Annotated in this window: 25 protein-coding genes and 1 riboswitch; of the genes, 15 read left to right on the forward strand and 10 right to left on the reverse strand. The window is 45.4% G+C overall.

All coding sequences use genetic code 11. The annotated features are described in order from the left end of the window. The first annotated feature begins 58 nt into the window (after window positions 1–58). Window positions 59–565 carry a YczE/YyaS/YitT family protein gene (locus QOS03_RS06825; RefSeq protein ID WP_283575861.1) on the forward strand — a complete coding sequence of 169 codons (507 nt, stop codon included), beginning with the start codon at window positions 59–61 and terminating at the stop codon, window positions 563–565. 181 nt (window positions 566–746) lie between these two features. On the opposite strand, the gene QOS03_RS06830 is transcribed toward QOS03_RS06825, so the two are convergent. Both QOS03_RS06830 and QOS03_RS06835 read right to left on the reverse strand, forming a co-directional pair. Then, a complete protein-coding gene (locus QOS03_RS06830) occupies window positions 747–1,508 on the reverse strand; it encodes a hypothetical protein (protein WP_283575842.1) in 762 nt (253 codons plus the stop codon). Between the two features lie 30 nt (window positions 1,509–1,538). Further along, window positions 1,539–1,976: a hypothetical protein gene (locus QOS03_RS06835; protein ID WP_283575843.1), complete on the reverse strand. Its 438-nt coding sequence runs from the start codon at window positions 1,974–1,976 to the stop codon at window positions 1,539–1,541. 166 nt (window positions 1,977–2,142) lie between these two features. Between QOS03_RS06835 and QOS03_RS06840 the strand changes: the two genes are divergently transcribed. Then, a complete protein-coding gene (locus QOS03_RS06840) occupies window positions 2,143–3,009 on the forward strand; it encodes a TrmH family RNA methyltransferase (protein WP_283575844.1) in 867 nt (288 codons plus the stop codon). 56 nt (window positions 3,010–3,065) lie between these two features. Here the strand turns inward: QOS03_RS06840 and QOS03_RS06845 are convergent, their stop codons facing one another. The 3 genes from QOS03_RS06845 to thiW all read right to left on the reverse strand — a co-directional run bounded on the left by QOS03_RS06845 (window position 3,066) and on the right by thiW (window position 4,520). Then, window positions 3,066–3,569 (reverse strand): prolyl-tRNA synthetase associated domain-containing protein, encoded by a 504-nt coding sequence (locus QOS03_RS06845; RefSeq protein ID WP_283575845.1) that lies wholly within the window; start codon window positions 3,567–3,569, stop codon window positions 3,066–3,068. A 126-nt stretch (window positions 3,570–3,695) separates the two neighbouring features. After that, on the reverse strand, window positions 3,696–3,932 hold the full coding sequence (locus QOS03_RS06850) for a cytochrome b5 domain-containing protein (RefSeq protein WP_283575846.1): 237 nt from the start codon (window positions 3,930–3,932) through the stop codon (window positions 3,696–3,698). Window positions 3,933–4,022: 90 nt separating this feature from the next. Continuing rightward, on the reverse strand, window positions 4,023–4,520 hold the full coding sequence (thiW, locus tag QOS03_RS06855) for an energy coupling factor transporter S component ThiW (RefSeq protein ID WP_283575847.1): 498 nt from the start codon (window positions 4,518–4,520) through the stop codon (window positions 4,023–4,025). A 107-nt stretch (window positions 4,521–4,627) separates the two neighbouring features. Next, window positions 4,628–4,720: riboswitch (TPP riboswitch) on the reverse strand. A gap of 199 nt (window positions 4,721–4,919) precedes the next feature. Between thiW and QOS03_RS06860 the strand changes: the two genes are divergently transcribed. From QOS03_RS06860 to QOS03_RS06870, 3 genes are read left to right on the forward strand one after another with little or no spacing between them, the layout of a single operon-like run. Next, on the forward strand, window positions 4,920–5,984 hold the full coding sequence (locus tag QOS03_RS06860) for an efflux RND transporter periplasmic adaptor subunit (protein ID WP_283575848.1): 1,065 nt from the start codon (window positions 4,920–4,922) through the stop codon (window positions 5,982–5,984). Then, window positions 5,977–6,663 carry an ABC transporter ATP-binding protein gene (locus QOS03_RS06865; protein WP_283575862.1) on the forward strand — a complete coding sequence of 229 codons (687 nt, stop codon included), beginning with the start codon at window positions 5,977–5,979 and terminating at the stop codon, window positions 6,661–6,663. Before QOS03_RS06860 ends, QOS03_RS06865 begins: the two co-directional genes overlap by 8 nt. Beyond that, complete coding sequence (locus QOS03_RS06870) at window positions 6,660–7,865, forward strand: ABC transporter permease (protein ID WP_283575849.1); 1,206 nt, start codon at window positions 6,660–6,662, stop codon at window positions 7,863–7,865. Before QOS03_RS06865 ends, QOS03_RS06870 begins: the two co-directional genes overlap by 4 nt. Before the next feature lie 54 nt (window positions 7,866–7,919). Here the strand turns inward: QOS03_RS06870 and QOS03_RS06875 are convergent, their stop codons facing one another. Continuing rightward, complete coding sequence (locus QOS03_RS06875; protein WP_283575850.1) at window positions 7,920–8,759, reverse strand: prephenate dehydratase; 840 nt, start codon at window positions 8,757–8,759, stop codon at window positions 7,920–7,922. A 114-nt stretch (window positions 8,760–8,873) separates the two neighbouring features. Between QOS03_RS06875 and yaaA the strand changes: the two genes are divergently transcribed. From yaaA to QOS03_RS06895, 4 genes are all read left to right on the forward strand, one after another. Continuing rightward, a complete protein-coding gene (yaaA, locus tag QOS03_RS06880) occupies window positions 8,874–9,617 on the forward strand; it encodes a peroxide stress protein YaaA (RefSeq protein ID WP_272209463.1) in 744 nt (247 codons plus the stop codon). A 22-nt stretch (window positions 9,618–9,639) separates the two neighbouring features. After that, window positions 9,640–10,881: a chloride channel protein gene (locus QOS03_RS06885; protein WP_283575851.1), complete on the forward strand. Its 1,242-nt coding sequence runs from the start codon at window positions 9,640–9,642 to the stop codon at window positions 10,879–10,881. Window positions 10,882–10,890: 9 nt separating this feature from the next. Then, window positions 10,891–11,589: a class I SAM-dependent methyltransferase gene (locus tag QOS03_RS06890; RefSeq protein WP_283575852.1), complete on the forward strand. Its 699-nt coding sequence runs from the start codon at window positions 10,891–10,893 to the stop codon at window positions 11,587–11,589. 208 nt (window positions 11,590–11,797) lie between these two features. Then, on the forward strand, window positions 11,798–12,709 hold the full coding sequence (locus tag QOS03_RS06895; protein ID WP_283575853.1) for a DMT family transporter: 912 nt from the start codon (window positions 11,798–11,800) through the stop codon (window positions 12,707–12,709). A gap of 40 nt (window positions 12,710–12,749) precedes the next feature. Here QOS03_RS06895 and QOS03_RS06900 read toward each other — a convergent pair whose 3' ends face one another. Continuing rightward, on the reverse strand, window positions 12,750–14,141 hold the full coding sequence (locus QOS03_RS06900; RefSeq protein ID WP_283575854.1) for an amino acid permease: 1,392 nt from the start codon (window positions 14,139–14,141) through the stop codon (window positions 12,750–12,752). Window positions 14,142–14,447: 306 nt separating this feature from the next. On the opposite strand from QOS03_RS06900, the gene QOS03_RS06905 reads away from it, so the two are divergent. After that, window positions 14,448–16,985 (forward strand): M1 family metallopeptidase, encoded by a 2,538-nt coding sequence (locus tag QOS03_RS06905; RefSeq protein WP_283575855.1) that lies wholly within the window; start codon window positions 14,448–14,450, stop codon window positions 16,983–16,985. A gap of 37 nt (window positions 16,986–17,022) precedes the next feature. Here QOS03_RS06905 and QOS03_RS06910 read toward each other — a convergent pair whose 3' ends face one another. Beyond that, complete coding sequence (locus QOS03_RS06910) at window positions 17,023–17,388, reverse strand: HesB/YadR/YfhF family protein (protein WP_283575856.1); 366 nt, start codon at window positions 17,386–17,388, stop codon at window positions 17,023–17,025. Window positions 17,389–17,838: 450 nt separating this feature from the next. Between QOS03_RS06910 and QOS03_RS06915 the strand changes: the two genes are divergently transcribed. Then, a complete protein-coding gene (locus QOS03_RS06915) occupies window positions 17,839–19,044 on the forward strand; it encodes a D-alanyl-D-alanine carboxypeptidase family protein (RefSeq protein ID WP_283575857.1) in 1,206 nt (401 codons plus the stop codon). A gap of 49 nt (window positions 19,045–19,093) precedes the next feature. On the opposite strand, the gene QOS03_RS06920 is transcribed toward QOS03_RS06915, so the two are convergent. Continuing rightward, entirely contained in the window at window positions 19,094–20,014 is a 921-nt protein-coding gene (locus tag QOS03_RS06920; protein WP_283575858.1) for a serine hydrolase, read from the reverse strand. A 186-nt stretch (window positions 20,015–20,200) separates the two neighbouring features. Between QOS03_RS06920 and QOS03_RS06925 the strand changes: the two genes are divergently transcribed. Further along, the gene (locus QOS03_RS06925; protein WP_283575859.1) at window positions 20,201–23,053 is read left to right on the forward strand and encodes a DEAD/DEAH box helicase; all 2,853 of its coding nucleotides are present in this window, start codon (window positions 20,201–20,203) and stop codon (window positions 23,051–23,053) included. Window positions 23,054–23,428: 375 nt separating this feature from the next. On the opposite strand, the gene QOS03_RS06930 is transcribed toward QOS03_RS06925, so the two are convergent. After that, entirely contained in the window at window positions 23,429–24,079 is a 651-nt protein-coding gene (locus QOS03_RS06930) for a hypothetical protein (protein ID WP_272218646.1), read from the reverse strand. Window positions 24,080–24,288: 209 nt separating this feature from the next. On the opposite strand from QOS03_RS06930, the gene QOS03_RS06935 reads away from it, so the two are divergent. From QOS03_RS06935 to QOS03_RS06945, 3 genes are all read left to right on the forward strand, one after another. Then, complete coding sequence (locus tag QOS03_RS06935; protein ID WP_283575860.1) at window positions 24,289–25,179, forward strand: PPK2 family polyphosphate kinase; 891 nt, start codon at window positions 24,289–24,291, stop codon at window positions 25,177–25,179. Between the two features lie 15 nt (window positions 25,180–25,194). Next, the gene (locus QOS03_RS06940; protein WP_169462046.1) at window positions 25,195–25,812 is read left to right on the forward strand and encodes a hypothetical protein; all 618 of its coding nucleotides are present in this window, start codon (window positions 25,195–25,197) and stop codon (window positions 25,810–25,812) included. Window positions 25,813–25,945: 133 nt separating this feature from the next. Next, window positions 25,946–26,129, forward strand: a 184-nt coding sequence (locus QOS03_RS06945) for a helix-turn-helix domain-containing protein (RefSeq protein ID WP_146195747.1), incomplete at its 3' end; no start/stop codon positions are given.

Raw genomic sequence — 26,129 nt, forward strand, 5'->3', positions numbered from 1 at the left:
AGGCTTTCCCTTTTTCACCTTTCCCTTTTTCAATTTAATTTAGAAATTTACACAAAATATTTTACACTCCCCTGTATTATGGCAGGGAGTCTCCAAAGTTACTGGGATGAGTATCGGAATGACTTCTTTTGTGATAGCAGTGGTCATGATCTTATTTGTATGGTTTTATGACCGTTCACAGATCCATATTGGAACTGTTCTGTATCAGGTGGTATACAGTGGGTTTGTAGAGATATTCAGTAGGATACAAAGATACAGCGATATTGTCTGGATAAATTTTCTGCTGATGTGCATCGGTATTATTCTCTTTGCAGTAGGAACTGGCATCTATGCATCAGCAAATCTTGGGCGTGGTTCTTATGAGGCAGTGACATTTTCTCTGGTAGAGAAAAATGGATGGCCTGTCAAAATTGTCCGTATGATATTGGATGTGGCGATGGTCGTTATCGGGGTTTTGTTGGGAGGTAGCTTCGGTATTTGTACGATTATTACAGTTTTGATATCAGGCCCAATTATCCAAGCTATTGTACAGCGAATGAATAAATTTGTTTTGGGAGGGAAGTAAACCATGTATGATATAAAAATTAAAAATGCCAGAATAAGAGAACGGAGAAAGGCAAACAGATCATAAGGGCTTTTATCTCCGAGACTGGGCCTTGTATACGAATTGATATGACTCATCATGAGGTTGATCTGTTCCTGTGAATAATTTCCGAGGTCTGTGCCCTTTGGGATAATCCTGCGGATCATTTCATGGTTGTTTTCGCAGGAACCCTTTGAAATGGAGCGCTTGGATCACAATAATACATTTGTGTACGCTGGTTCCCTTGTTTATCAAATTCTATGGCCTTCGGGTTAGAAAATTCACTTCCGTTGTCGGCAAGCAGAATCGGAAAAAGCCTGATAAAAGCGTCAGGGCGAAGCTCGAGATATATTTTCTCAAAGATATCTATTACAGACTGGGAGTCATTGGCGTCCCAGAGAAATGCCAGTTGCAGTTCTTGCTGCACAAAGTGTATCGTGAGAAGAACTTTTCCTCCCCGTACTCCTTCTACAGAATCCAGCTGACGTATGGCTGCATTAGGATGTTCCTGAAGATAGGACTGAAACTCTTCCCATGTTCGGCCGATGCGACAGGCCTTATCAACTTTCAAATTTCTTTTCTTATTTTTTCGTGGGCGCATTCGTACTGTGCGTGGCATATCAATATTTCTTGCAGAAAGAAGTCCCTGATTGACATAGGAGTATAAAGTCCTTTCAGATGTCATTGTTAAATCAAGGCAGTTCACATAGATGTGATGGAGTGAATGACCTTTTTGAAGAAGAGGTCGATGGTGGTTGACAGCGTACAGCCAGGCTAGAATCAGCACCAGCATGAATAAAAGCGCGCTCAGCAAATGGATCTCGATAGTCAGAATCATCAATAGAGTTAGCTTTTTCCAGCGAATGGGACGGTTGGCATCCGTGATCATGTCAAACGTGATCATCAGCAGGTAAGGCATCAGCATTGCTCCCAGGGCAGTGGTATTGTTCCCAATCTACCAGCGCGGCATCCAGCCTACCGTCATATAGAAGCTGGCCATCATTGCCGCGATGATGGAGCGGATACTGAGGAGTTTTAACAGCCGGTACATGCCAAAGCCACCGATTAGGTAGATAATGATGCTGGAGACGATCTGATATTGATACCAGCTGTGTGCCAACAGCAGCAGGCCACCGTTTAGATAGGCAAACAGCGGGCCATAGACGACATTGACGATCCGACCGCTCTGGTTAAAGCCATAGATCGACTGAAACCAGCTGAAGTTTAAATGTTTCAGCTGTGAGTAGGTCTCGTAAAAACGGTTGTAGTGAAAAACGCTGTCGGCACCAACGATCCCATGTCCGGTAATCATTTGACCAGTCAGCAGCAGGCCAATCGTCAAGATAATCAAACCGGCCGCGCGATTGTTTTTTAAGATGGTTTTAGAATTCATATTTTTGCTCGTTCCAATTGATTTAATCGGCAATTATAGCTGGAAATTTTGAAACAAGTGCGAACGTTGTCGGGCTTTTCAGTTAACTTTAGCACGACTGCCTAACTAAAGGGCATTGGTTGGTTATGCTAAAATAGTTTTAGATTTTTAAGGACAGGTAAAAAACATGCATAACTTAATTTTTCTCGATGATCTGAATGGCGCAGATTTGGACCCATACGTACGATTGAATGAAGCCCAGCTGTTTCATACCCTGGAGCCCAACCCTGGCCTTTTTATCGCGGAAAGTCCCAAGGTAATTGAACGGGCAATGCGTGCAGGCTATCGACCGGCCTCGCTATTGGTAGAAGAGAAAGCCTTGGATCGCGACTTAGCAGATCTAGATCGTGAAATGGCGGCCAATCAGACCAGCGGCTTAGGTCAAACGCCAATTTACGTTGCCAATAGCCAACTGCTTCGCCAGCTGCCGGGCTATAACCTTTTGCGTGGGGCGCTGGCAGCGATGCATCGCGTTAAGCGTTTGGAGCTGGCTGATTTTTTGGCGACCATGCCGACTGAGCATCCCCGTATTGCCGTTCTTGAGAGTGTTGTCAACCCAGCTAACATTGGTGCGATTTTTCGGTCGGCGGCGGCTTTGGGAATTAATGGCGTCATCGTGACCAGCGACTCGGCGGATCCTTTTTATCGTCGTTCTTCGCGCGTGGCGATGGGCACCGTTTTTCAAGTGCCTTGGACCTATATTGATGCCAAAACCTGGCAGAATGGCGGCATCGAGCTGCTTCATCAGGCCGGATATCAGACAGCAGCCATGGCATTGCGGCATAATACCGTCAGCATTGATGATCCTAAGCTGACTGCGGTGGACCGTCTGGCGATTATTATGGGTTCGGAAGGTCCGGGACTAAAGGAGTCAACGATCGAACAAAGTGATTTTACGATCAAGATTCCCATGGCCCCAGGAGTCGATTCTTTAAACGTTGCGGCAGCCTCAGCCCTGGCTTTCTGGGAACTGGGCAATCGCGTTGCTGAATAGCGCGAAGGCATAAAAAAAAGCGTCCATTCATGTTTTGCGAATGGGCGTTTTGAGCTTTATAGATCAATGATTTGATAGTCGAATCCCTGAGCCTTGATGAATTTCATCAGATCTGCAGCAGAAAGAAAGATTGTATGCGTGTTAATGTTGGGATGAAACGTCAATGGAATGTTTTCATCCAGCATATCTTGATCAAAATAGATTTTGATGTTGTGATCGGTATTATACATGATGCCAAATGGTGAGACGATCCCAGCTTCTAGTCCTAACTGTTCTTCGATGTCATGGTCGTGAGCCATCGAGATGCGCTTGGTACCAGTAAGCTCTTGGAATTTTTTAAAGTCCATGCGCTTGGCATCATCCATGATCACCAGGTAGAAGTTTTTATGCTTATCCTTTAGAAACATTGACTTGGTGCAGACGCCTGATTTGTCAGCGATATAAGCATCGGCCTGGGCAGTGGTCAAAGCGGCTGGATGATCAACCATCTCATACTTGATGTCCAGTTTTTGCAGCTCGTCAAGCAGTTCTTGGTAGGCAGCTTCGGATCCTTTGGTCATTTTACTCACCTCATAAAACGTTTATTACCATAATAGTTAAATTAAGAAAGCGTTTCAATCAAAAACAGTCACGGCTGAGTGCCATGACTGTTTTTGCGTTTAGATGATGTCGATGAATCTCGGCAGCTAGTCAACCAGCTTACCGACTACCGTCAGCTTGCCCAAGACGCTTTCGCCATGAGGAGCATGGGCAATGGCCGCGGTAGCATCAGTGCCTGCCGCAACGCCATGGTGCTTGCCGCCTTGCCATGCTGATACCTCAGTTACGTCATAGACCGTGCCCTTAACGGCAACATAGGCCGGCTGACCATTTTGACCGTTAAAGTTTTTCAGTTCTTCAAGCGTGAATGTCTTTTCCATCATGATTCCCCCTTAACGAGAAAACGATTGTAACTTGATAACTAAATTATATAAGAATCAATCTAAAAAAGCCAACCAACTGCCTGATAAAAACTACTCAATCTTAGCGAAGTGTCGGATTGGCTGCCAGGCGGCTTTTAAGATGACCCAGGCTAACAAGCCGCCGACAATGGCACTGATCGCAAAGCTGGGTACGAACAAGAAAAGTGATCCCTTGGCACCCATTAAGGCAGCTGCAATCGGATAGGCGGTTAGTGCGCCAATCAGTCCCGTGCCGATTAATTCTCCAATCGCTGCCAGCCAAATTTTGCCAAAGCGCTTGAACAGCCAACCACTGAGCCAGGCGCCAAAGATACTGCCAGGATAGGCCAAAATGGTGCCGGTTCCCAAAAGATTACGAACGGTTGAGGTCAATAGTGCCTGCACGACTGCCCATTCTGGCCCTAAGACAACGCCAGATACGATATTGATCAGACTTTGTGTGGGTGCACATTTGGCAAAACTGATTGGAAACGAGAAGATGCTGCCGCCACAAACGGCCAATGCGGATAAAATAGCCGTCAAAACCAATTTATAAGTACGCTTTTTCATGAATTCCTCCTAAAGAACTTTAGCATCATCAACCAATAAAAAAAACTCCTTCCCGGAATCGAGAAAGAGTGCCTAATTCATTATCAAAAGCGCGTATTTATGCTTATGCCAAAATTAAGCTGTCTCCCTCCGCTAGTACTAACTAGATCAGGTTATGTGGGTATTTCTCAGCCAAATCAATGGCACCCCAGACAGAGTTGTTTTATTTCAATATCCATTAAAGCACCAATCTAATAGCTTTAACAGGGGAATAATAAAATTATCTGAAAATAAGGATTGCCTTTTGTAAATAATCTGGTATTATCTAGTTAATTACTTGAGTAACTAACCAAGACGATAATCGCAATTGAAACATCTGTTGTATTTGGGATTTTTGAAACGGAGAAATTGGGGAAGATTATGCAGAAAATAAAAAATTGGGTAAAAAATCATCGCAAGACGACGATTGTAATCGTAATTATGCTAATCCTAGCAATCATTTGGGGGATTGCATATAAGATTAAGCAAAATAAAGCAGCTAGTGAGTCGCATTATGTTGTAGCCAAGGTTGCTAAATCCACGCCATTGACGCTGACTGGAACCGTTGTGTCACAACAGCAGCAGGTCTTAAGTCTGCCAACGGGAAAAGTGCAGTCAATCGGAGTTGCCGACGGCCAGAAGGTTAAAGAAGGTGATCCGTTGGTGACGACCTACAGTGAAAGCACCAATGAAGAGCTGATTGATGCCAAGCAGACCCTGGCTAAGGCGCAGCGTAATGTGTCCGCACAGCAGAACAATGTCAGTGCCGCGCAAAAAGATGCTGCGACTCAAAGCGAGGACGAGACGGCTTCTGGATCAGCCAGCAGTGTTGCTCAAGCCCAAGCCAGTTTAGCCGATGCACAAGCTGACGTCACGGCAGCTCAAAACAAGGTTAATACACTGAGTCAAAAGGTTACTCAGACGCTGACGGCACCATTTGATGGCACGGTTACGGTTGATGATTCCAAACAGAATGCACCGGTAATCACGATCTACTCCAATGATCTCAAGCTTAAAACCAAGGTATCGGAATATAACTACAGCAAACTCAAGGTTGGTCAGTCGATTCACGTCCGGGCATTAGCAACCGGTAAGCAGGCAGACACGACGATCAGCTATTTGGCAACCGTACCAACGACCAATGCGCAAAGCAATGACTCTAACTATGAGGTTAATGCCGATCTGAGCAGCGACGACTTTATGAATGGGCAGACGGTCAAGGCTTCCGTAGCTCAAGATCAACTGCGAATTCCAAAGTCCAGCGTTAGAAACGGCCAGGTCTACATTGTTAAAAATGGCAAGGCCAAGGCAGTTGCCGTTAAAGGTAAGCGGGTCAACGAATATTTTGAAGTCAAAAGCGGCGTTAAGGCTGGTCAGCAGATCGTCACCAACCCAGATCGCAAGCTGCATAACGGTACCAAGGTGAGCGATCATGACAATGATTAGATTGGAACACATCAATAAATACTATGGCCAGGGCGCAACCAGATTTCACGTCTTGCATGATATTAATCTACAGGTTGATGCCGGTGAACTGTTAGCCATTATCGGGGAATCAGGGTCTGGCAAGTCGACTTTGATCAATATCATTGGTTTTTTGGATGATGATTTTGAAGGAAACTATTTTTATAATGATGAACCGATTCATGACTATACGCGGGCTGACTTTGCCAAACTGCGCAATCGACACGTAGGATTCGTCTTTCAAAACTTTAAACTGATTCGTGATATCAGCATTGCTGAAAACGTGATCTTGCCACTGTTCTATGCGGGCGTGAGTCGTAAGCAGGCCAAAAAGACGGCGGCCCGGGTTTTAAGTCGGGTTGGTCTGGCTGGCTATGATGATAAGCTGCCAACCGAGCTTTCCGGCGGTCAGCAGCAGCGGGTCTCGATTGCTCGTGCGATTATTGCCAACCCGGACTTTTTAATTGCCGATGAGCCAACCGGGGCCTTGGATACCAAGACCAGTCAAGAAATTATGGATCTGTTTAAGCAACTCAATCAAACTCAGCATACGACCATCATCATGGTAACGCATGATCCACGAGTTGCTGAGCAGTGTGAGCGCATCGTCAAGATCATTGATGGCAAGATTGTCGATGATCGAAAGGTGGGAGTAGATTGAAAAATACCGAGCTTTTGCGCAGTGCCTTACAATCGCTGCGAGCCAATCCTAAGCGCAGTTTTTTAACAACGATTGGGATTACGATCGGGATTGCCGCCGTAATTACGATTCTGGCATTGGGAAACGGGGTTAAAAAAAGAATCAGTGATGAGTTCAATACAACCAAAAACGGTGAGCAGTCGACTTACCTTTACTTTACGCTCAGTGATGCCCAATCTACGACGGCAGGCTTTAATGAAGCGGATCTGAACCTGATTCAAGAACGTTTTGGCGCTAAGGTAAAAAAAGTGGCAATCTCTCATGAAACCAATAACGTTTCCGTTTCGCCAATCGTCGGTAATCAGCGACTAGATAGTACAAAAATTTCTTTAATCAAGCAGCCAACCAAAAAAATCACAATTATGGCCGGTCGCAACTTGACGACCAGTGATTTATTGAATGCCGAGCCGGTAATTTTGATGAAAGAATCACTGGCCAAAAAGCAGTATCATACGGTTCAAAACGCAATTGGAACCTCAGTGACTATTGGTGAAATCAATTATCGCGTTGTAGGCGTCTATCAATCACAAAACGATCAATACGGTGACAATAAGTATGGTGCGGATCTAATTGGCAATGCCAGATTGTTTTATTCTGGTACTACGGCGACGACTGGCAATGGTATTAAGCTGACGTTTTATCAAGGCGTCAATGCTAGCCAAACTACGAAAAAAATCAAGAAATACATGGCCAAAAAGGGGACCAGTGCTCATGATGGTACTTACATGGCCTATGATGCCGGGGCCGAACTAGCCAAGGTCAACAATATGATTACCGGTTTAACGGCGTTTATCAGTGCTATTGCTGGGATCTCCTTATTCATTGCCGGGATCGGGGTTATGAATATGATGTATATCTCAGTTTCTGAGCGGACCCAAGAAATTGGGATTCGCCTAGCCGTAGGTGCCTCGCCTAAAAATGTAATGGCTCAGTTTCTTTTGGAGGCAATCGTCTTAACGGTTGGCGGCGGCCTGCTGGGCTTTGTAATTGGCTGGGGATTAGCTGGCGTGATCAGTAATTTTATGCCTTACAATATTCATGCCGTTATAACTTTAGGCTCATTTTTACTGGCATTTGGCGTTTCAGCTTCAGTCGGCATCATCTTTGGGATTTTGCCAGCCAAACAGGCGGCCAATAAGAATCTGATCGAGATTTTGCGCTGATTGCTTGAATATAATAAAAACGGATGTCACGCATAGCGTAGCACCCGTTTTTATTTAATTTTCCTGTCGATGATAGTTGCCCAGCAGTCTTAATGAAGTCGTATACTGTTTTAACTCGTCTAAAGCCGTGGCAATGTGCTGATCAGCCAGGTTGCCGTCTAAATCTACGTAAAAATAATATTCCCAAGGATTGCCTGGCAATGGGCGTGATTCAATGCGTACCATGTTGATTTGATGTTCTTTAATGATGCGCATGACTTCATAGAGTGTACCAACCTCGTTTTTCAACGTAAAGATCAATGAAATGCGGTCAGCGTCTGGTAGAATCTCAGGTTCGCGGCCAAAGATGATAAAACGGGTATGGTTGGACTTGTCATTTTCGATGCTGGGAGCTAAAACGTCCAAATCGTACAGTTCAGCAGCTTCTGTTGAGGCAATCGCCCCAACGGCTGGATCTTGTTTTTCAGCAGCCATCTTAGCCGCCAGAGCCGTGTTGAGACATGCTTTGCCTTGAATGTGATGAGCCGCCAGAAACTTACTGGTCTGTAGCAGACCCTGGGGATGCGAATAGGCTTCTTTGATGTCTGCAAGCTTGGCTCCTTTGATGCCCAGCAGGTTTTGGGCAATATAGATGGATTGCTCGCCAACAATGAAGAAATGATACTTGTTGATCAGATCATAGTTATCGTTGATGGCTCCGGTTGAAGAATTTTCCATCGGAACGACGCCATAGTCGATCTCGCCTTTTTTGAGCGCGACAAAGACATCTTCAAACTTGGGGTAGTTATGGCTGTCGACCTTTCCAAACCATTGATGCATCGCCTGAGAAGAAAATGATCCCGGTGCGCCTTGATAGCCAACGGTAACGCCGGTTCGCTGTGGTTGTGCAATCATATTGATTCCTCCATCATCGAAAATTTCTTATAATCTTAGCTGATTGAATTGATCATGACAACCGTTTATCGATAACATGCTAAAATAGACGAGTCATCAAAAGGAGAAGGATTTATGCAAATCATTATTGCCCCCGCACGGAATATGAAGTCGGATCCAGATTCACTGCCAATCCAGGGACTACCACAATTTTTGCCGCAGACCAAACAGATTTTAGCCCACATGCGCAGCCTCAGCTATGATCAGCTTCACCATCTTTGGTGGAACTGTAGCGAAAAAATTGCCATTCCCAACTATCAATGGGTGCAGCAGATGGATCTTTACCATCAACTGACCCCGGCGCTGCTGGCATTTACCGGGCTGCAGTATCAACGGATGGCACCAGGCGTTTTTGATGAGCAGTCATTGGAATACGTTCAGGATCATTTGCGAATCTTGTCTGGTTTTTATGGTCTGTTAAAGCCATTCGATGGGATTGTACCTTATCGGTTGGGAATGGGGGATCGTGCTCAAGTTGAAGGTACTAAGAATCTGTATGAATTTTGGGGCAGTTGCTTGGCTGATGAGCTCTACAGTCAAGATAAGCTGGTTTTAAATCTGGCATCTCAAGAATATGCCAAGGTAATTGTTCCTTACGTCAAAGGTAATCGCCAATTTGTCAGCTGTACATTCGTTAAGGCTGAGAATGGCCGTTTCAAAACGCAGGCTACCCGGGCCAAAATTGCTCGTGGCAACATGGTGCGTTATCTGGCTGAGCACCAGGCTAATGATCTGGCAGTCGTCAAAGATTTTAATCTGGGGTACCATTTTGATGAACAGGCCTCGACTCCTGACAAGCTGATATTTGTAGAAGACTAGAGAGTAAGAAAGAGAATTGAGAATGGAAGAATCGAGTGACAGTCGGGCACTAGCAATTGCCACGGCTGTTATGGGTGTAATTGCTGGAGCCAGTTCCAGCTTGTTGAGCATTGTCTTGGATGCAACGGAAAAAATCTTTTTTAACTTTACTGAAACCAACGCGATTCCGGTTGCTTTTTCTGCCGCGCCGCTGAATCGACTGCTGGCACCACTGATTGGGGCTTTGATCGTTTCCGTTGTCTGGTACTTTATGCAGCTGCATTATCGACCGGTTAAGTTAGGCAAGGCCGTTGACGGTGAAAAGCTTCCAATGGGGGCTACGATTATGCACGTTACGGCACAGGTATTTTATGTCGGTACTGGGGGCTCGATTGGCCGTGAATTAGCCCCACGAGAAGCCGGTGCTATGTGGGCTCAGTCATGGATTGAGCTGGGTGATCGAATCGGTTGGCTTAAATTGGCCCCAGAAGATCGACGGCTCTTGGTCGCGGCTGCAGCCGGCGCTGGGTTTGCGGGCGTTTATATTGCACCAATTACGGGCGCGATGTTTTGCCTGGAGATTCTGTATAAAAGAATTGATAAAAAAGCCGTAATTGTCAGTCTGGGCATGGCGGCAATTGCAACGATGGTTGGCGCAGTCGTTAAGGGCTGGCAGCCATATTATCTGGTAGCTTCAAAGCAGTTTTCGATTCGTTTGATCCTATTTGTCATTGTCGTAGCGCCAATCATGGGTTATCTGGGCACTTGGTATAAGCGGTTTATCAGTCGGGCCAGTGCACTGCGCATCAAGGATCGGCGTATTTTTATCACAATGCCGCTGGCAGGTGCCTTAACTGGGGCCGTCGCCTGCTTCTTTCCAGAAATCATGGGTAATGGTCGCGGTGTGGCACAAATGGCAATCAATGTAAATAGTGTTTCAGCTTCGGCAATCGGTCTGTTGGCATTCGGCTTTTTTGCTAAGGGACTGGTGACTTTGGCAACGATTAGCGGCGGTGGCTATGGCGGGACGCTGACGCCATCAATTGCGATGGGATCGACTTTAGGCGTCTTGTTGGGGATGCTTTTTATCCAGGTGCTGCCAGGTGAGCCATTGATGCAGTTTGCGGTTTTGGGGGCAGCGTTTTTCCTGGCAGCTACGCAACAAGCCCCGCTGATGGCGATGTTTATGCTGTTTGAGGTTTGCCACTTGAACTTTTCGGCCCTATTGCCACTAGGACTGGGTGTTGCCTTAAGCATGGCCGTCTCCAAGTGGATACAGGCATAGGAGGAATTCATGAAAATACGTGCAATTGACGCGCCAATGGGACCATTGATTATGCTGATCGCGGCAGTCTTTTTGATTGTCTCGGCAATCACTGATCATCAATGGCTGTATTGGCTGGCGGCCTTATTGGTCTTGATCTGTTTGGGAATGTATTTGAATGCTTCACTAAATGGCAAGTATCAGATTATTGATGAGACGATTCGGAATCTACACCTCAAGACAACTGCGCAAGTATTGGATCTGGGCTGTGGGCAAGGAGCAGCCTTGATTAGAATTGCGCAGCACTTAGAAGTACCGGGACGCGTGATTGGCATTGATCTATGGAAAAAATCCGATCAGTCCAATAATTCGCTCAAGCGGGCCCAAGCCAACCTGCAAGCGGCTGAGCTGGCTGACTTAGCCGAGGTGCAGACAGCTGATATGATCAATTTGCCATTTGATGATCATCAGTTTGACTGTGTATTTGCCAGTCTGTCGATCCATAACGTCAAGCCGGCGATTAATCGAGCGCGGGCCATTCAAGAGGCTGCCCGCGTTTTAAAGGCCGATGGAACGCTTGCTATTATCGACATTGAACATGTTGATGAGTATCAAAAGGTCTTGGAAAACCTGGGCTTTCATAACGTTATGGTAAAAAAATGCGGTGCTAGGGGCTGGTGGGGTGGCCCGTGGCTGAGTACCAAAGTCTTATTAGCCAAACGTTTTTAGTTATGACTGGCTGGAAGTCTCGCAGTCATCAATCGGATAATTTTTATGGCTCTTTGTCAAATCGTATTGGTGAAGATCTATTCCCTACTTCAAAAATGAAGTGGGGATTTTTTATTTAGGCAAGCGTTTTATTTTTTTATGATAGTTGTGCTTTACTTAAGAAACGCTTATCCTTGTCCAGTACACCTAGGATTAGGGAGGAAAAGATTTGAGAAAAAGAACCAAGGGCATTTTGCTGGCCACGACTGGCGCATCCTTTTGGGGTACGTCGGGCGTCGCCGTGCAGTATCTATTTGGCCACACTACGGTCGATGAGTTCTGGCTGGTTGGCTTGCGACTGCTGGGAGCGGGGAGTCTATTGCTTTTGCTGGCTAAGCTGACCAGGCGCTCAACGACCAAGGCCATGTTTAGCGATCGCAGGGCGGTGATTCAGCTGATTTTATTTGCTTTTTTTGGCATGGGAATGTCGCAATTGACCTACTTTGCGGCCGTCAAATATAGCAATGCCCCAACGGCAACCGTAATTCAATATTTGGCACCAGTCTTTATCATCAGCTATACGGCTATCGTTCAAAAAATGCTGCCTCGGCGGATTGACATGATTTCAATTATCGTTGCGTTAATCGGCACGTTTTTATTGGTAACCAACGGCCAGCTTAATCATTTAGCCCTGTCACCGCAAGCATGCTTTTGGGCGCTTTTGGCAGCCTTGGCTAATGCAATCAGTACCATGGCACCTGGTAAGCTGTTTGCTCGCTATGGTACCTTGAACGTTACGGCCTGGTCAATGCTGATCTGTGGGATTTTCTTTATTCCGTTGTATTTTGTAATGCCAATGCCGATTCTAAAACCAATTGATGTGGCTCTGATCGGGTGGATCATCATTGGTGGCACGCTTTTGGCCTATACCCTGTATCTGGCCAGCGTGCAGTACGTTGATCCAAGTACGACCGGAATGCTGGGTGCCTTTGAACCGTTGGTAGCAACGATTCTGGCTGTGGTACTCCTACACACGTATTTTGGGCCAGTCAACGTTTTGGCAAGTCTGTTGATCATCTTGGCAACCTTTATGCAGATGATTCCCGTCGAGATTTTCTCGCGCCAGCAGTCGGCTCACTAAAAAAGCTCATGGAAATCCATGAGCTTTTTATATTGAAGATTTATTGTGCATCCTTATTTAAACCGTGCCGATATAAGTAGACAACGGCTGCTAAAATCAAAACGCCGGCCCCAACGATTACCGAGATGCGGGTATCAGGGTTAATGAACATAAAGACGACAATCATGATCAACATGACAAAGGCAAAGTAGTTGGAAAATGGGTAAAGCGGCAGCTTAAACGGATGATCTTTCATCAGTTCCGGATTATGCTGTCTAAATCTCAATTCGGCCAGTAGGATCACAAACCATGGGATCATTCCGGGCAAAACCGAAGAGCTGAAGACAACCACAAACAGATCGGCAGTTGATTTGCTAAAGAACTCAGCTAAGATGTCCAAGACGAACCCAATCAAGATCCCGCCTGAAATTCCCAAAATGGCCGCATCAGGCACTACGCGTTTCGAAAGGCGACCAAACAGCCGGGGAGCATTACCTTCATGAGCCAGTCTGAACAACATTCGACTTGAACTGTAAATGCCGGAATTAGCTCCAGACAAGGCAGCCGTCAGCACCACGAAATTAATGATCGACGCTGCGGCAGTAATGCCAACTTTGGCAAACGTCTCAACGAATGGCGAGCCGACGCTGTCCAATTGATTCCACGGGTAGATCGTAACAATGACGAAGATTGCGCCGACGTAAAAGATCAGAATTCTAAACAGCACCGATTTAACCGACTTAACCACGGCCTTTTGTGGGTTGGCAACCTCACCAGCCGAAATTCCCAGCAGTTCGATTCCTTCATAAGAGCCCACGATGATCGACATTGAGAACATAAAGCCCTTGAAACCACCGGTGAAAAAGCCGCCATGAGCCCAAAGATTGCTAAAGCCAATGGGGTGACCGCCATTGCCAAAGCCCAGCAAGATTACCAAAAAGCCTAGAATTATCATTAAAATAATCGTTACGACCTTGATCATGGCAAACCAAAATTCCAAGGTACCATATGCTTTAGCACTGGCCAGGTTGGCAAGCGCTAAAAAGATGATGATGATCAGACCGGCAGCCCATGTTTGAGTATGCGGCCACCAGTATTTGAGATATTCGGTTGAGGCAATGACTTCTGACATCCCAACCACGATATATTCAAACACGTTGGCCCATTCTGCCATGTAGCCGGCCATGGGATGAACGTAATGCGTGGCATAATCGGCAAACGATCCCGTGCTGGGATTGACGTAGATCATCTCACCCAAAGCCCGCATTACGATATACAGAATCAGACCGACAAAGGCATAGGCTAAAAGTACGGAAGGCCCGGTCCATTTGATGGTTGATTTTGATCCCATAAACAATCCAACGCCAATCGCACCGCCTAAAGAGATCATTTCCATTTGTCCCGCTGTCATCGTGCGTTTTAGTTTTGGCGCGACGTGGCTTTTCTCACTCATGCTGTGTCCTCCAAAAATAAAAAGCGATTCAAGAATAATGAACCGCTTATCACTATTATTAGGTTTGATAAAGACGTTTCTTTAGTCAGTCATAATCAGACAATCGAATCGATATTTAATTATTTATTGAACGGACCATATCAAATCCCTAAAAATAAACTAGTTTTCATTATACCGATTCTGGCCAGGATTTCCATGCAAAATTAGAAAATCCTAAGAATTAAATGCCTACCAGGCGCTCTGTTTTAATCTTTTTAGCAATTGGCGTTATAATATTCAATAAAATTAACGAAATGAGGAAAGAAAATGGCAGACTCAACGCGTTTTTATGAAAAATTTCAACCTGACCACTATGACATCTACCTGGATATTGACCGCGCCGCCAAAAATTTTAAGGGGGTTACGACGATCAAGGGCAATGCCGTGGATTCTAAGATTGCTCTGCACCAAAAGTTCTTGAATGTGACCAGCGTTCAGGCAGATGGTCAAGCCGTGCCATTTAGCTTTAGTGATCGGCAAGAAGCCATCAACATTAAGTTGCCGCATCCTGGCAATGTTGAGCTTAAAGTCGTCTATGATGCCAAATTAACCGATACGATGATGGGAATCTATCCATCGTATTACATGCTTGATGGTCAAAAGCATCAGCTGATTGGCACTCAGTTTGAAACCACGGCGGCACGCCAAGCCTTTCCTGGAATCGATGAGCCAGAGGCCAAGGCAACTTTTTCTTTAGCCATCAAATATGATGAGCATCCTGGTGAAACCATCATTGCCAATATGCCAGAAGATCACGTTGAAAATGGCGTGCACTATTTCAAAGAAACCGTCAAAATGTCGACCTATCTGGTGGCGTTTGCCTTTGGCGAATTGCAGAGCAAGTTTGCTAAAACCAAGAGTGGCGTTGAGATTGGCGTGTTTTCAACCAAAGCGCACCAGCCAAAAGAACTTGATTTTTCACTGGACATTGCCACGCGGGCGATTGAGTTTTATGAGGCCTTCTATCAGACGCCTTATCCATTGCCGCAGTCATATCAATTGGCGCTGCCTGATTTTTCAGCCGGGGCAATGGAAAACTGGGGCCTGGTCACCTATCGTGAGGCCTATCTGCTTTTGGATCCCGACAACACGACTTTGAATCAAAAACGCGTAATTGCTACGGTTATTACGCATGAGTTGGCTCACCAGTGGTTTGGTGATCTGGTAACGATGAAGTGGTGGGACGATCTCTGGCTTAACGAATCATTTGCCAACATGATGGAATATGTGGCTGTGGATGCCCTGGAGCCGGAATGGAAAATCTGGGAAATGTTCCAGACATCAGAGGTACCAATGGCGCTGCAAAGAGATGCTACAGATGGTGTACAGTCGGTCCACGTAGCAGTTGACGATCCTGCTGAAATCGATACGCTGTTTGATGGTGCCATCGTTTATGCCAAAGGGGCGCGGATGCTGGTGATGATGCGGGCACTGCTGGGCGATGAAGCGATGCGCAAGGGATTGAAGAATTACTTTGCCGCCCATCAATATGGCAATGCCAAGGGAGCTGATCTTTGGCAGGCATTGGGCGAAGCATCGGGAATGAACGTTGGCCAGATTATGGAATCATGGTTGGAGCATCCTGGCTATCCAGTCGTTACGGTCAAGGTTGAAAATGGCCACTTGATGCTTGAACAGAATCAGTTCTTTATTGGCGATGGTCAGGATAAGGGCCGGTTGTGGCAGATTCCTGTAAATGCTAACTACGATCAGGCACCAGCCATTTTTAGCGAACAAAGCCTGGATCTGGGCGACTACCAGCAGCTGCGGGCCCAAAACGGCAAGCCATTTCGGGTTAACGTTGGGGATAATTCACACGTTATCGTTAAATATGATGAAACACTGTTAAATGATATCTTGGATCATCTCGATGAACTGGGGGCAATCGATCAGCTGCAGCTGCTGCAGGATCTGCGGTTACTGGCTGAAGGTCGCCAGCTTTCCTATGCACAGATCGTTCCATTACTGAACCGCTTTAAGGACAGTCAATCCGGTATCGTCAATGAAATGCTCTATCACGTGGCCAACAGCTTGAAAAACTTCGTACAGCCGGATACTGTTGAGCAAAAACATCTGCAGCAATTGTTTGACCAACTCAGTGCCAAGCAGGCTGAGCGTTTGGGATGGATTTCTAAAACCGGTGAGAGCAACGCTGATCAGCTGACGCGGCCGATTGTCTTGAGTGCAGCTTTGTATGCTCAAAACCAAGCCGCCGTTCAAGCTGCTCATGAGCTGTTTGAAAAGCATCACGACCAATTGGCAACCTTGCCAGCTGACGTTCGTGGGCTGGTCTTGGCCAGTGAGGTTAAAAACTACGGCAGCCAGTCACTGTTTGACCGGCTGTTGCAGAGCTATCGCGATACGGCGGATGCTGGCTTCAGACAGGATCTCTGTGCTGCCTTGACCAAGACTGAAGATCCCAAGCTGATCGCACAGCTGATTGAGTGCTTTGAAGATGCTGATACCATTAAGCCACAGGATCTGCGAGCTTGGTTTAGAGGCGTACTGGCTAATGATCATGGTCAGCAGGCAGCTTGGGACTGGATTCAGCAAGAATGGTCATGGTTGGAAAAAACGGTTGGCGGTGACATGGAATTTCCAACCTACATTACCGTAATTGCACGAATCTTTAAGACGTCTGAGCGTTTGAATGAGTTTAAGCAGTTCTTTGAACCCAAAGAAAGCGATCCGATGCTGAAGCGAGAAATTCAAATGGATGAGAAAGTGATTGCCAGTCGAGTCGCATTGATTGAAAATGAGCAGACTGCAGTCAATGAGGCAGTTGCCAAAGCAGTTGAAAAATAGATTAGAAAAAGCAGATGGTCAAAGCCATCTGCTTTTTCTAATCCCACAGTCCTTCAAAGCGCGTATTGCCTTTTGAGGCGGCAGTATTGGCATCGATCTGATCGCCATTGGCATTGTAGAAGCTGAATGTCAGACCGTTTTGCTTATCATAGTCAATAATAGTAGTTTTACCAGAAAAGAACCAGCTGTCCTGGTCATCGATATGATAGTTGATCTCGTCAACGATGTTTTGCAAAACCGGCTGCTTGGGCTGATCCTCGCGTTGATAAGATTGCTTGGGACCATAATTGACATGCCCATTGCTGCCACCAGTAGGCGTAAAAAAGCGCACGCCAGCTCCCGGCTTAAGATCCAGTTGCTTAATCAGCCATTGTCGGGCGGATTGGGTAATCTTTAGCTGCATTGAATCACCTTGTCTTCTTGATAATAATCTGCTTAGAACAATTGATTAAAAATACGTTTTAAGCGTCAGTCGTTCATATTAGCTGTTATTTAACCTTCACGATTTTAGCATAGGAAAATTTGAATCATTATGCAAACAATAAACATTAGAGAGCATGTGTGGGTAAACGATGCTACCATAGTTAAAACGGTAAGCTTGAGAATTAAAATAGATTATTTTATTCTAATCGACTGCATTAATCCCTAATTGACGAAACTAAACCAAAAGCTGATCGTCGATTCTTCACGGCTGACTAAGATTGTACAGGATAAGAGTCTCTAGTTTCCATTAAATCTCTTTAACTGAAATGGTTGAAGAGATTTTTATTTTGGTCTTAAAAATCAACAATGGTTTGCGGTAAGATAGAAAAGACAGTGTAAGAAAGAACTCATTATAAGGATTGATACAAAGATGAATAGACATAGCTGGAAGAAACGGCTGCAGATCCTGATTTTGATGCTGCTCAGTTTAAACCTGAGCCTATTGGGCTTAACCTCACTGGCAGCAGCTGACGGTGAGGCCACTGAAGAATCAACGATAGCTGCTCAAAACAGCTCATCAGATACCAATGGCCACCAGTCAGGACAAAACGTTGGGACAAGTCAAGACGTTGATGCCAAGGCAGCGATTGTCATGGATGTCAAAACGGGACAGGTGCTATATCAAAAAAATGCCCAGAAGCTGTATCCGGTTGCCTCTACGATTAAGATTTTGACGCTGGCCGTAATTGAAAAAGATATTCAAGCCCATAAGCTGAGCTGGGATCAAAAAGTAACAATTTCACATCCCGTTGCTGTTATGGCCAACGATTGGCGCTTTTCCAACGTCCCGCTTAATGAGGGCGAAGGCTACACGATCAAGTCGCTGGTTGACTCAATGATGCTGGTTTCAGCTGATGGCAGTGCAGAAGCCCTGGCCTTAGCCGATGCCGGCAGTGTGGCCAAATTCAACGCTAAGATGAAGCAGGTTGCCAAAGAAGCTGGTGTGACCGATGCCAAAATCTACAACATGATTGGCCTGGAGAATGGTGATTTGGGGACGCTGCGCTTGAAAAATGTCTCCAAGCACGCAGAAAATCAAATTTCAGCTGTCGATCTGGCTAAGATTGCCAGCTGGCTGTTGAACCATTATCCCAATGTCGTCAACATTACCAAAACAGCGCAAGAAGACTTTCCAGTCAGCGCCTCACAGACATATCACATGCAAAATATCAATCTGATGATCAAGGGGGCCGCATTGGATCGAGCCGATGGTGAAATCGATGGTTTAAAGACTGGGACGACCGATTCTGCCGGCAACTGTTTTGTCAGCACCGGAACGTTTAACAATCGTCGCCTGGTAACGGTAGTCTTAAACGTTCCTGGCGACTTCAACAATCAGTTCCAGCAGACCAATAATCTCTACAATCGTGTCTTAGGACGATTTACTCCACAGACAATCAAAAAAGGACAGACGATTAAGGCTGGCAACAAAACCGTCAAAGCTGCCAAGCAGATAACGCTTTGGCTGCCAAAAGATACCAAGAAGGTTAAAAAGACAATCAAGATCAGCGGAACGCTTAAAAGTAATACGTTAACGCCAAATGACATGCCTAAAGTGTCCTTAAAACTGAAATAACTAAAAAAGCGGTATGCCATGTGTGGCTGCCGCTTTTTTAGTCTGCAATTTAGTTATTAAAAATTTTACTTGTTGACTTGGCCAGCTTTTCAATAGTATTTTCGCCATCTTGCATGGACAAATTGCCATCGGTATAGACGGCGATCGTATAGCTGTCGCTGGAACCGTTATTGCCCGGAATATAGCCGATGCTGTTGATGATCCAGCCGTCGTCTTCATCCAGCCAGCCGTTTTTAAGGTAGAAGTTGGTACTGCCGGCAGAAATTCCCCACTGTTGGTCGCTTTCTACATTTTGCATCAGATTGCGCACGTATGACTGCTGAGTGGTACTCAAGAGGTTGGATGAGTAGAAAATAGCGTTCAGCAGTTTGAGCTGGTCGCTGGGAGTAGTGGTTGAAAGTCCCCATTCTTCATGTGCTGTAGAGTCAGTCATTCCCAGTTTGTCAAAAGTTTCCTGCAGGCCGCTTTTTTCGCCTAGCTCAACAAACAAGGCTGAAGCAGCGGTATTGCTGCTGTTTTCAATCATAGCCTGTGCATTGGCCTGCTCATTGCTGTTCAGCGTACCTTTTTTGATCAAGAGACCAACCAGGATTGAAACCTTGACGGTGCTGGCCATCTGATAAGCATGATTAGTGGTGTTGGCTGCTGTGTAGGTCTTTTTGGTCTGATTAGAGTAAACCGCAATCGCTGCATGTCCATCAGCTTGCTGCAGCGTTGATTTCCAGGCATCCTGCAGCTGAGTATTGGTAGTGTCGCTTTCAGTCGATGAGCTGTTTGAGACTACCTTTTGGACGATTTTTAGTGGCGATGACAGTTTGACACTGGCATTCTTGGTTTTATTTAGACCGGGGATCAGCAGGCCGGCTGTGCATCCCAGGGCAGCTATGATCAAGATAATCGTCAGCCATTTGAAGATGCGACGGTGCCGATTGGGCTTAAACTGGGTTTTTCTTGATGGTCGCTGACTCATTTTGATTTCCTTCCACACTCTTAATATAAAAACTTTTATATAGACTAAGGTATTCTAGCACCACAAATTGAAGATTTTATGAATTTTGAAATGATTAGGCTGAATTGTAATCAAAAGCTTTGAAACGTACATTAAATTATTCTAAAGTAACGTAGGTAATAAATCTTTTAAGATAAGGAGTTTTTTATGACGTGGATGGACGATCAGCTGCAGGCCGATCTACAAAACGGCTTTATCAATGGTAATCTGCCGGCAGGTTCACTGGTACCCGAAATTCTGACCAATCGGCGGGGTAATACGATTTTTAACGAATTAAAAAATGAGCTGCGCACTTGTATGCATTTCAAGCTGGCGGTTGCCTTTGTTACGCCGGCGGTTTTGGTACCGATTAAGTCGATTATGATGGATTTAGCACAAAAAGGCGTTGATGGCGAGCTTTTAACGGGCACCTATCTGCAGTTCAACTCCCCTAAGGTATTTAAGGAATTGATGAAGATTCCCAACTTAACGGTGCGACTGACCAATGAGGCAGGCTTTCACCAAAAGGGTTATTGGTTTGATCACGATGATTATGAGACTTTGATCATTGGCAGTGCCAATCTAACAATGAACGCACTTTTGAAAAATGCTGAATGGTGTCTCAAAATCAGCTCTAAACATCAAGGAGCCGTAGTGAGACAGTTTGCTGCTGAGTTCAGTAGTCAATGGCAGACGGCACGGCAATTAACGCTGGACTGGCTGGCGATATATCAAGAGAATTGGCAGGCTCCAAGCTTAAAAACAGCGCCAATGACCAGTCAAAAGGATATCATCGTTCCTAATGCCATGCAAAAGGCGGCCTGCCAGCGTATCGAGTCGCTAAGATTGGCTGGCAAGAAAAAAGCATTAGTGATTTCAGCAACCGGGACCGGTAAAACCTATCTGGCAGCCTTTGCCGTACAGAGTGCACGGCCCAAAAAAGTGTTGGTGATTGCCCATCGTGAGCAGATTCTCTTAAAATCACGTGTCAGCTTTCAAAAGGTCCTCGGTGGCCAAAATGCAGACTATGGCCTTTTGACCAGTCGCCAAAAACCAGGCGCAGCCAAATACGTCTTTGCAACGGTTCAAACGTTGACAAGGCATTTAGATGAGATTGAGCCAACTGATTTTGATTATGTGATTATCGACGAGGTTCATCATGCCGGGGCTGCTAGCTATCAAAAGCTCATCAGCTACCTACGGCCAAAATTTTTACTAGGGTTGACGGCAACGCCAGATCGGACCGATGATTTTAACGTCTATGCCATGTTTGATTATCAGCTGGCTTATGAGATCCGTTTAAAAGAGGCACTGGCTGAACAGATGCTGTGTCCATTTGAGTTTGTAGGCGTCAGTGATTATGTTTGGCAAGGCCAGACGGTGACGGAGAAAACACCGCTCAAACATCTGATTCAAGCCGAGCGTGTTGAGTGGCTCATTAAGGTGGCAAAATACTATGGCCATGATGGCGATGTTTTGCATGGACTGATCTTTTGTTCACGTACTAAGGAGGCGCAAGCACTGGCCAGCTTATTGACGCAAAAAGGCTATCCATCACAGGCCTTGACGGGACAAGATTCGGCAACGGTTCGTGAACAGGCAGCCGCTAAACTAAAATCAGGTCAATTGGCATATCTGATTACGGTTGACGTATTCAACGAAGGCATCGACATCCCATGCATTAATCAAGTCATTATGCTGCGCGACACACAATCGGCAATCATCTTTTTACAGCAATTGGGTCGCGGCCTGCGCAAGTCACCGAATAAGCATTTTGTAACCGTAATCGACTTTATTGGCAACTATCAGCACAACTATTTGATTCCGCAAGCTTTGGTTGATGATCATTCCCATCAGCGCAGCCGTACGATTCAAACGCTGAATGTCGAGCCAACGCTGGGTGTTTCAACGATCTCTTTTACCAAACTGGCTTATCAACGAGTGCTGGATTCGGTTGAAAAAGCACAGCTGACGGGGATGAGTCTGCTTAAAAGCGAATATCTAAAATTGAAGCAGCGCTTGGGATGCATCCCTTTAATGGCTGATTTTGAAAAAGCCGATGTTCTTTCAGAGCAGCTCTTTGCCGAAAAATTTAAGACCTATCCGCGCTTTTTACAAAAGATGGGTGAATCGGTCAGCATCGAACCTAAGTATGATCAGGTTCTGCAGTTTCTAACCGAAGAATTGGCTAATGGCAAGCGCCAGCATGAGTTGATTTTGCTGGCAGCATTGACGGATCAGCAGACGCTATCGCTTGACGATTATCGAAAGCTTTTGAATCAAAATGGCTGCTGGATTGATGATGCAACGCTGACATCGGTCAAACAAGTTCTAACCTTGGCGTATTATCTGGACAAAGGCAAGCTTGGCAGCAAGCTTCGCTATGGCAATCAACCGCTGATCAAAATTGATTTACAACAGCTTCAGCTGCACCCAAGAATTGTTGAATATCTGCAAAATCCAGAATTTAAGCGTTTCTGGAAAGATGCCATTCAAACCGGGCGGCTGCGAGCCAAAAACTATGATCAAACCGTACCGCTGACGATCAATCAACGCTACACCCGCATGGATGCAGTCAGACTGTTGAACAATGACCGGTACATGGTTCCCAATGGTATTGGCGGTTACTATTTTATGGGTGATACAGGAATTTTGTTTGTAACCTATCATCATCAAAATGTGCGGGCGGCAATTGATTTTGATAATCAGTTTCGCAGTCGCACGCAGCTTTCGTTTTATTCCAAAACCAACCGTACCTTGGCCAGTCGGGATGCGGAAAAACTTTTGAATCCCAAGGCAAAGCTGCATTTATTCGTCAAAAATTCAGATGAGCAGGATCAGTCGCAGTTTGTCTATCTGGGTCAGTGTCGGGTGGTGAAAGAATCAGCACACGAGCTTGTTCAAAAAGGCACCGGCAAGCCGATTTTTGGAGTAGAGCTGACGTTGGATCACCCTGTTGATCAGTCGCTTTATTTGGCTTGGCAAAATACGAATGGAACGCATTCTTTTAATTATGTCTAGCCGGAAATCCCGTGACTTTAGCCATAGGATGGATAGGCCTACTATGATATAATCCTTGTAGATAGTAATTAACTTAGTAGCTGCATCACTGAGAATCAAAGTGAGTATTACAGCATTATAACTGACTATCTAACAACTATTGATATATCGTCCCTATGGCAACCTGGGGACGTAAAAGGCATTGGTAATTAGATGATCACTGCTCAAGCAACTGCGGCTGTTTGAGTAAATCGTCCGTATCTATGCAAATTGTGGTTCAGACACTCAATATCGGGGTGTTTGCCCACAAGCCATCGACTTTAGCCGATGGTGGTTGACCCAATAGCCAAAAAGCACGCAGCCAAGCCTAAAGCCTGGATCAGCGTGCCTTTTATTTTAGTGTTTAGTACGACGAGTTGGCGGCTTAATATTGTTCAGCTGCCAGATCAGTTCATCAATGGTCATGATGCGCGGATTGTCATCCCACTGGCGGCTGTCGGTAAAATCAGCCACGTCCCAGTAATGATTGAGTAGATTAAGACCGTCTTTACTGATGGCAAGATAGGAATCCTCATGGACAGCGATGGCCAATCCAAAATTAATCAAGGCGCTCAGTCGATGCAGGGCGGCCGGATTATCCAACAGCTGCTGATTGATCAAGACGCCGCCCTTAGCAAAGCGTAATGGCTCATTGCCCGTTTGTCCCAGCTTTTCCAGCAATGCCAGCCAAACAAAATGCCAATAGCCCAGTTTGATGCTGCCAAGCTGGGGTTGCAGAAAGTTTTTTCTTAGACTGGCAATCAATTCCCGATGGCTGCCAAAGCGCCGCAAATCATACGAGGCATCGGCAAAGCGACGCGAGCGCTCATTTTCATGCCAGGAAAAACGCAGATAAAACAGCCGTTGACCATGTAAGACATTGGCATAGATGCTTTCGGTGGACTTAGCTTGGTTAAAGGCGATCAGCTCGTAGTCGTGATTGGGTAAGGCGGCAATAATGGCATGATGAATCTCATGATGCCAGTCAAGAGTTGCTTGCGCGGTCATGGAAAAACCTCCCTCAATTATGCTGACTCAATTATAAGCCCGGCGTTCATTTATTCTCAAACCAAAGCATTTCAGTTGTGGATTCAAGTTGGGTATACAGTATGGGACGATTACAACGGAATGAGCCGTGAATCGAGTGATTGACGAAATTATCGATTGGTGATGGGGTATAATAGTTTCCAATGATGTTTTGAAGGGAGTTTTCTGCAATGGATACCAAGCAGTATAAGTTTGTTGGTAACGACTTTGACATTGAGGCCGAACCAACCAGGATCGATGGCTATAACGATGAAGACCTGGCCATGGTCGAAAACGTCAAGGGCCAGATTAAAGCTAACCTAAAAAAACTGAAGAAGTTTCAAAAGAAGATGTATTCAAGATCACGCTATGGCGTCGTTTTGGTCCTTCAAGCTCTTGACGCCGCTGGTAAAGACAGTATGATTGCCCACATCTTCTCGGGCATTGATCCGGTTGGCTTTACGGTCAACAACTTCAAGCAGCCAAGCAAGACTGATCTGAGTCATGACTACTTGTGGCGGATTCATCAAAAGCTTCCCGAACGAGGTGCAATCGGAGTTTTGAATCGGTCTTACTATGAAGACGTGCTAGTTTCACGGGTACATCCAGAATTGATTTTGAATGCCAATCTACCTAATGTACTGACGATTGATGACGTTAACGATGCCTTTTGGGATGGTCGCTATGAAGATATTCGTCAGTTTGAAAAGTATCTGACGCGCAATGGCTATGTGGTTTTGAAATTCTTCTTGCATGTTTCAAAAGATGAACAAAAGAAACGGTTTGAACGCCGCATTACGATTCCAGAAAAGAACTGGAAATTCTCGTCTTCAGACATCAAAGAGCGTCAATACTGGGATGAATATCAGCTGGCCTATGAAAAAGCCATTAACGAAACAGCTACCAAAAAGAATCCATGGTACGTGATTCCAAGTGACAGCAAGTGGTACTCACGTCTGGCTGTTTCTGATATTCTAACCAAGCGCTTGGGTAAATTGGACCTATCATTCCCAGAAGTTACCGTTGCACAAAAGGCCGCGATGGATGATGCCTTGCGCTTTTTGGAAAACGAAAAAGATTAATCAGTGAGGAAAATTATGGCTCTGGTAAATTCATTTGATCAATGGCAAAAAATCAGCGTACCAAGCAACAGCTATCTTAGTCTTAAGCAGCTTAACGATGGTCAATGTCAGTGGGAACTGATTGAAAAGACCCATGCCAAACCGGCGATTAAAGACTGGCAAAATCTGCCGGCCAACGAGTTCAACCATTTACAGACCAAACGACTGTACCAGAGTCTAACGTCTTTGATTGAGGATTCTAAGACGCGGCGCTGGTTTGTTGGCGAGCATCCTTGGTGGGACTGGTCGTTTAATCTGCAATTCATCGAAGACCTAACGCCAGATGATCCGCTTAACCGGTGGATCGAGGAGATGGCTGATAAATTGGATGGTTATCTGAAACAAAGCCACTATCAGCAAGCTGTCAAAATGATGGCTGGTGTTTTGGTCAAAAAACTGCAAGTGTCACCGGAACTGATCGAACCTTATGCAATCTATCTAAACGCCAGTGCGCATCAATTCGCCAAACGCGGCCTGACTACGGATCGTGCTAAAACAGCAGTTCAGTTGAAGCAGACAGCTCATCATTTGATGAATCGACAATGGGATTTGCTGCAAGCTGATCTGCAAAATCTCAATCACTGGTGGGACTGATCTTGAAGTAAAATGATGGTGGATTATAGAATGAAGTTAGCCACCCAGTTGGTGGTAAATAAAAAACGCCATTCGGCGTGACATCAGGTATCATATTAAGTGAACCAAACCTATATGAAAGGATGTCCGTCAAATGACGCACTTAAATGATACCATGTCTACTAGTTTATTGACTACTCATAAAAAGAATGCTCATCTTACTAAAGAAGAACGTGTGATGATTGCGACTTTAAAGTCGCAAGGACTTTCCAATCGCGCAATTGGTCGCCAATTAGGAGTTAATCATCAAACAATTAATAACGAGCTCAACCGTGGTA

It is taken from the genome of Limosilactobacillus pulli, from assembly GCF_947381555.1.
In the GTDB taxonomy this organism is placed as follows: Bacteria; Bacillota; Bacilli; order Lactobacillales; family Lactobacillaceae; genus Limosilactobacillus; species Limosilactobacillus pulli.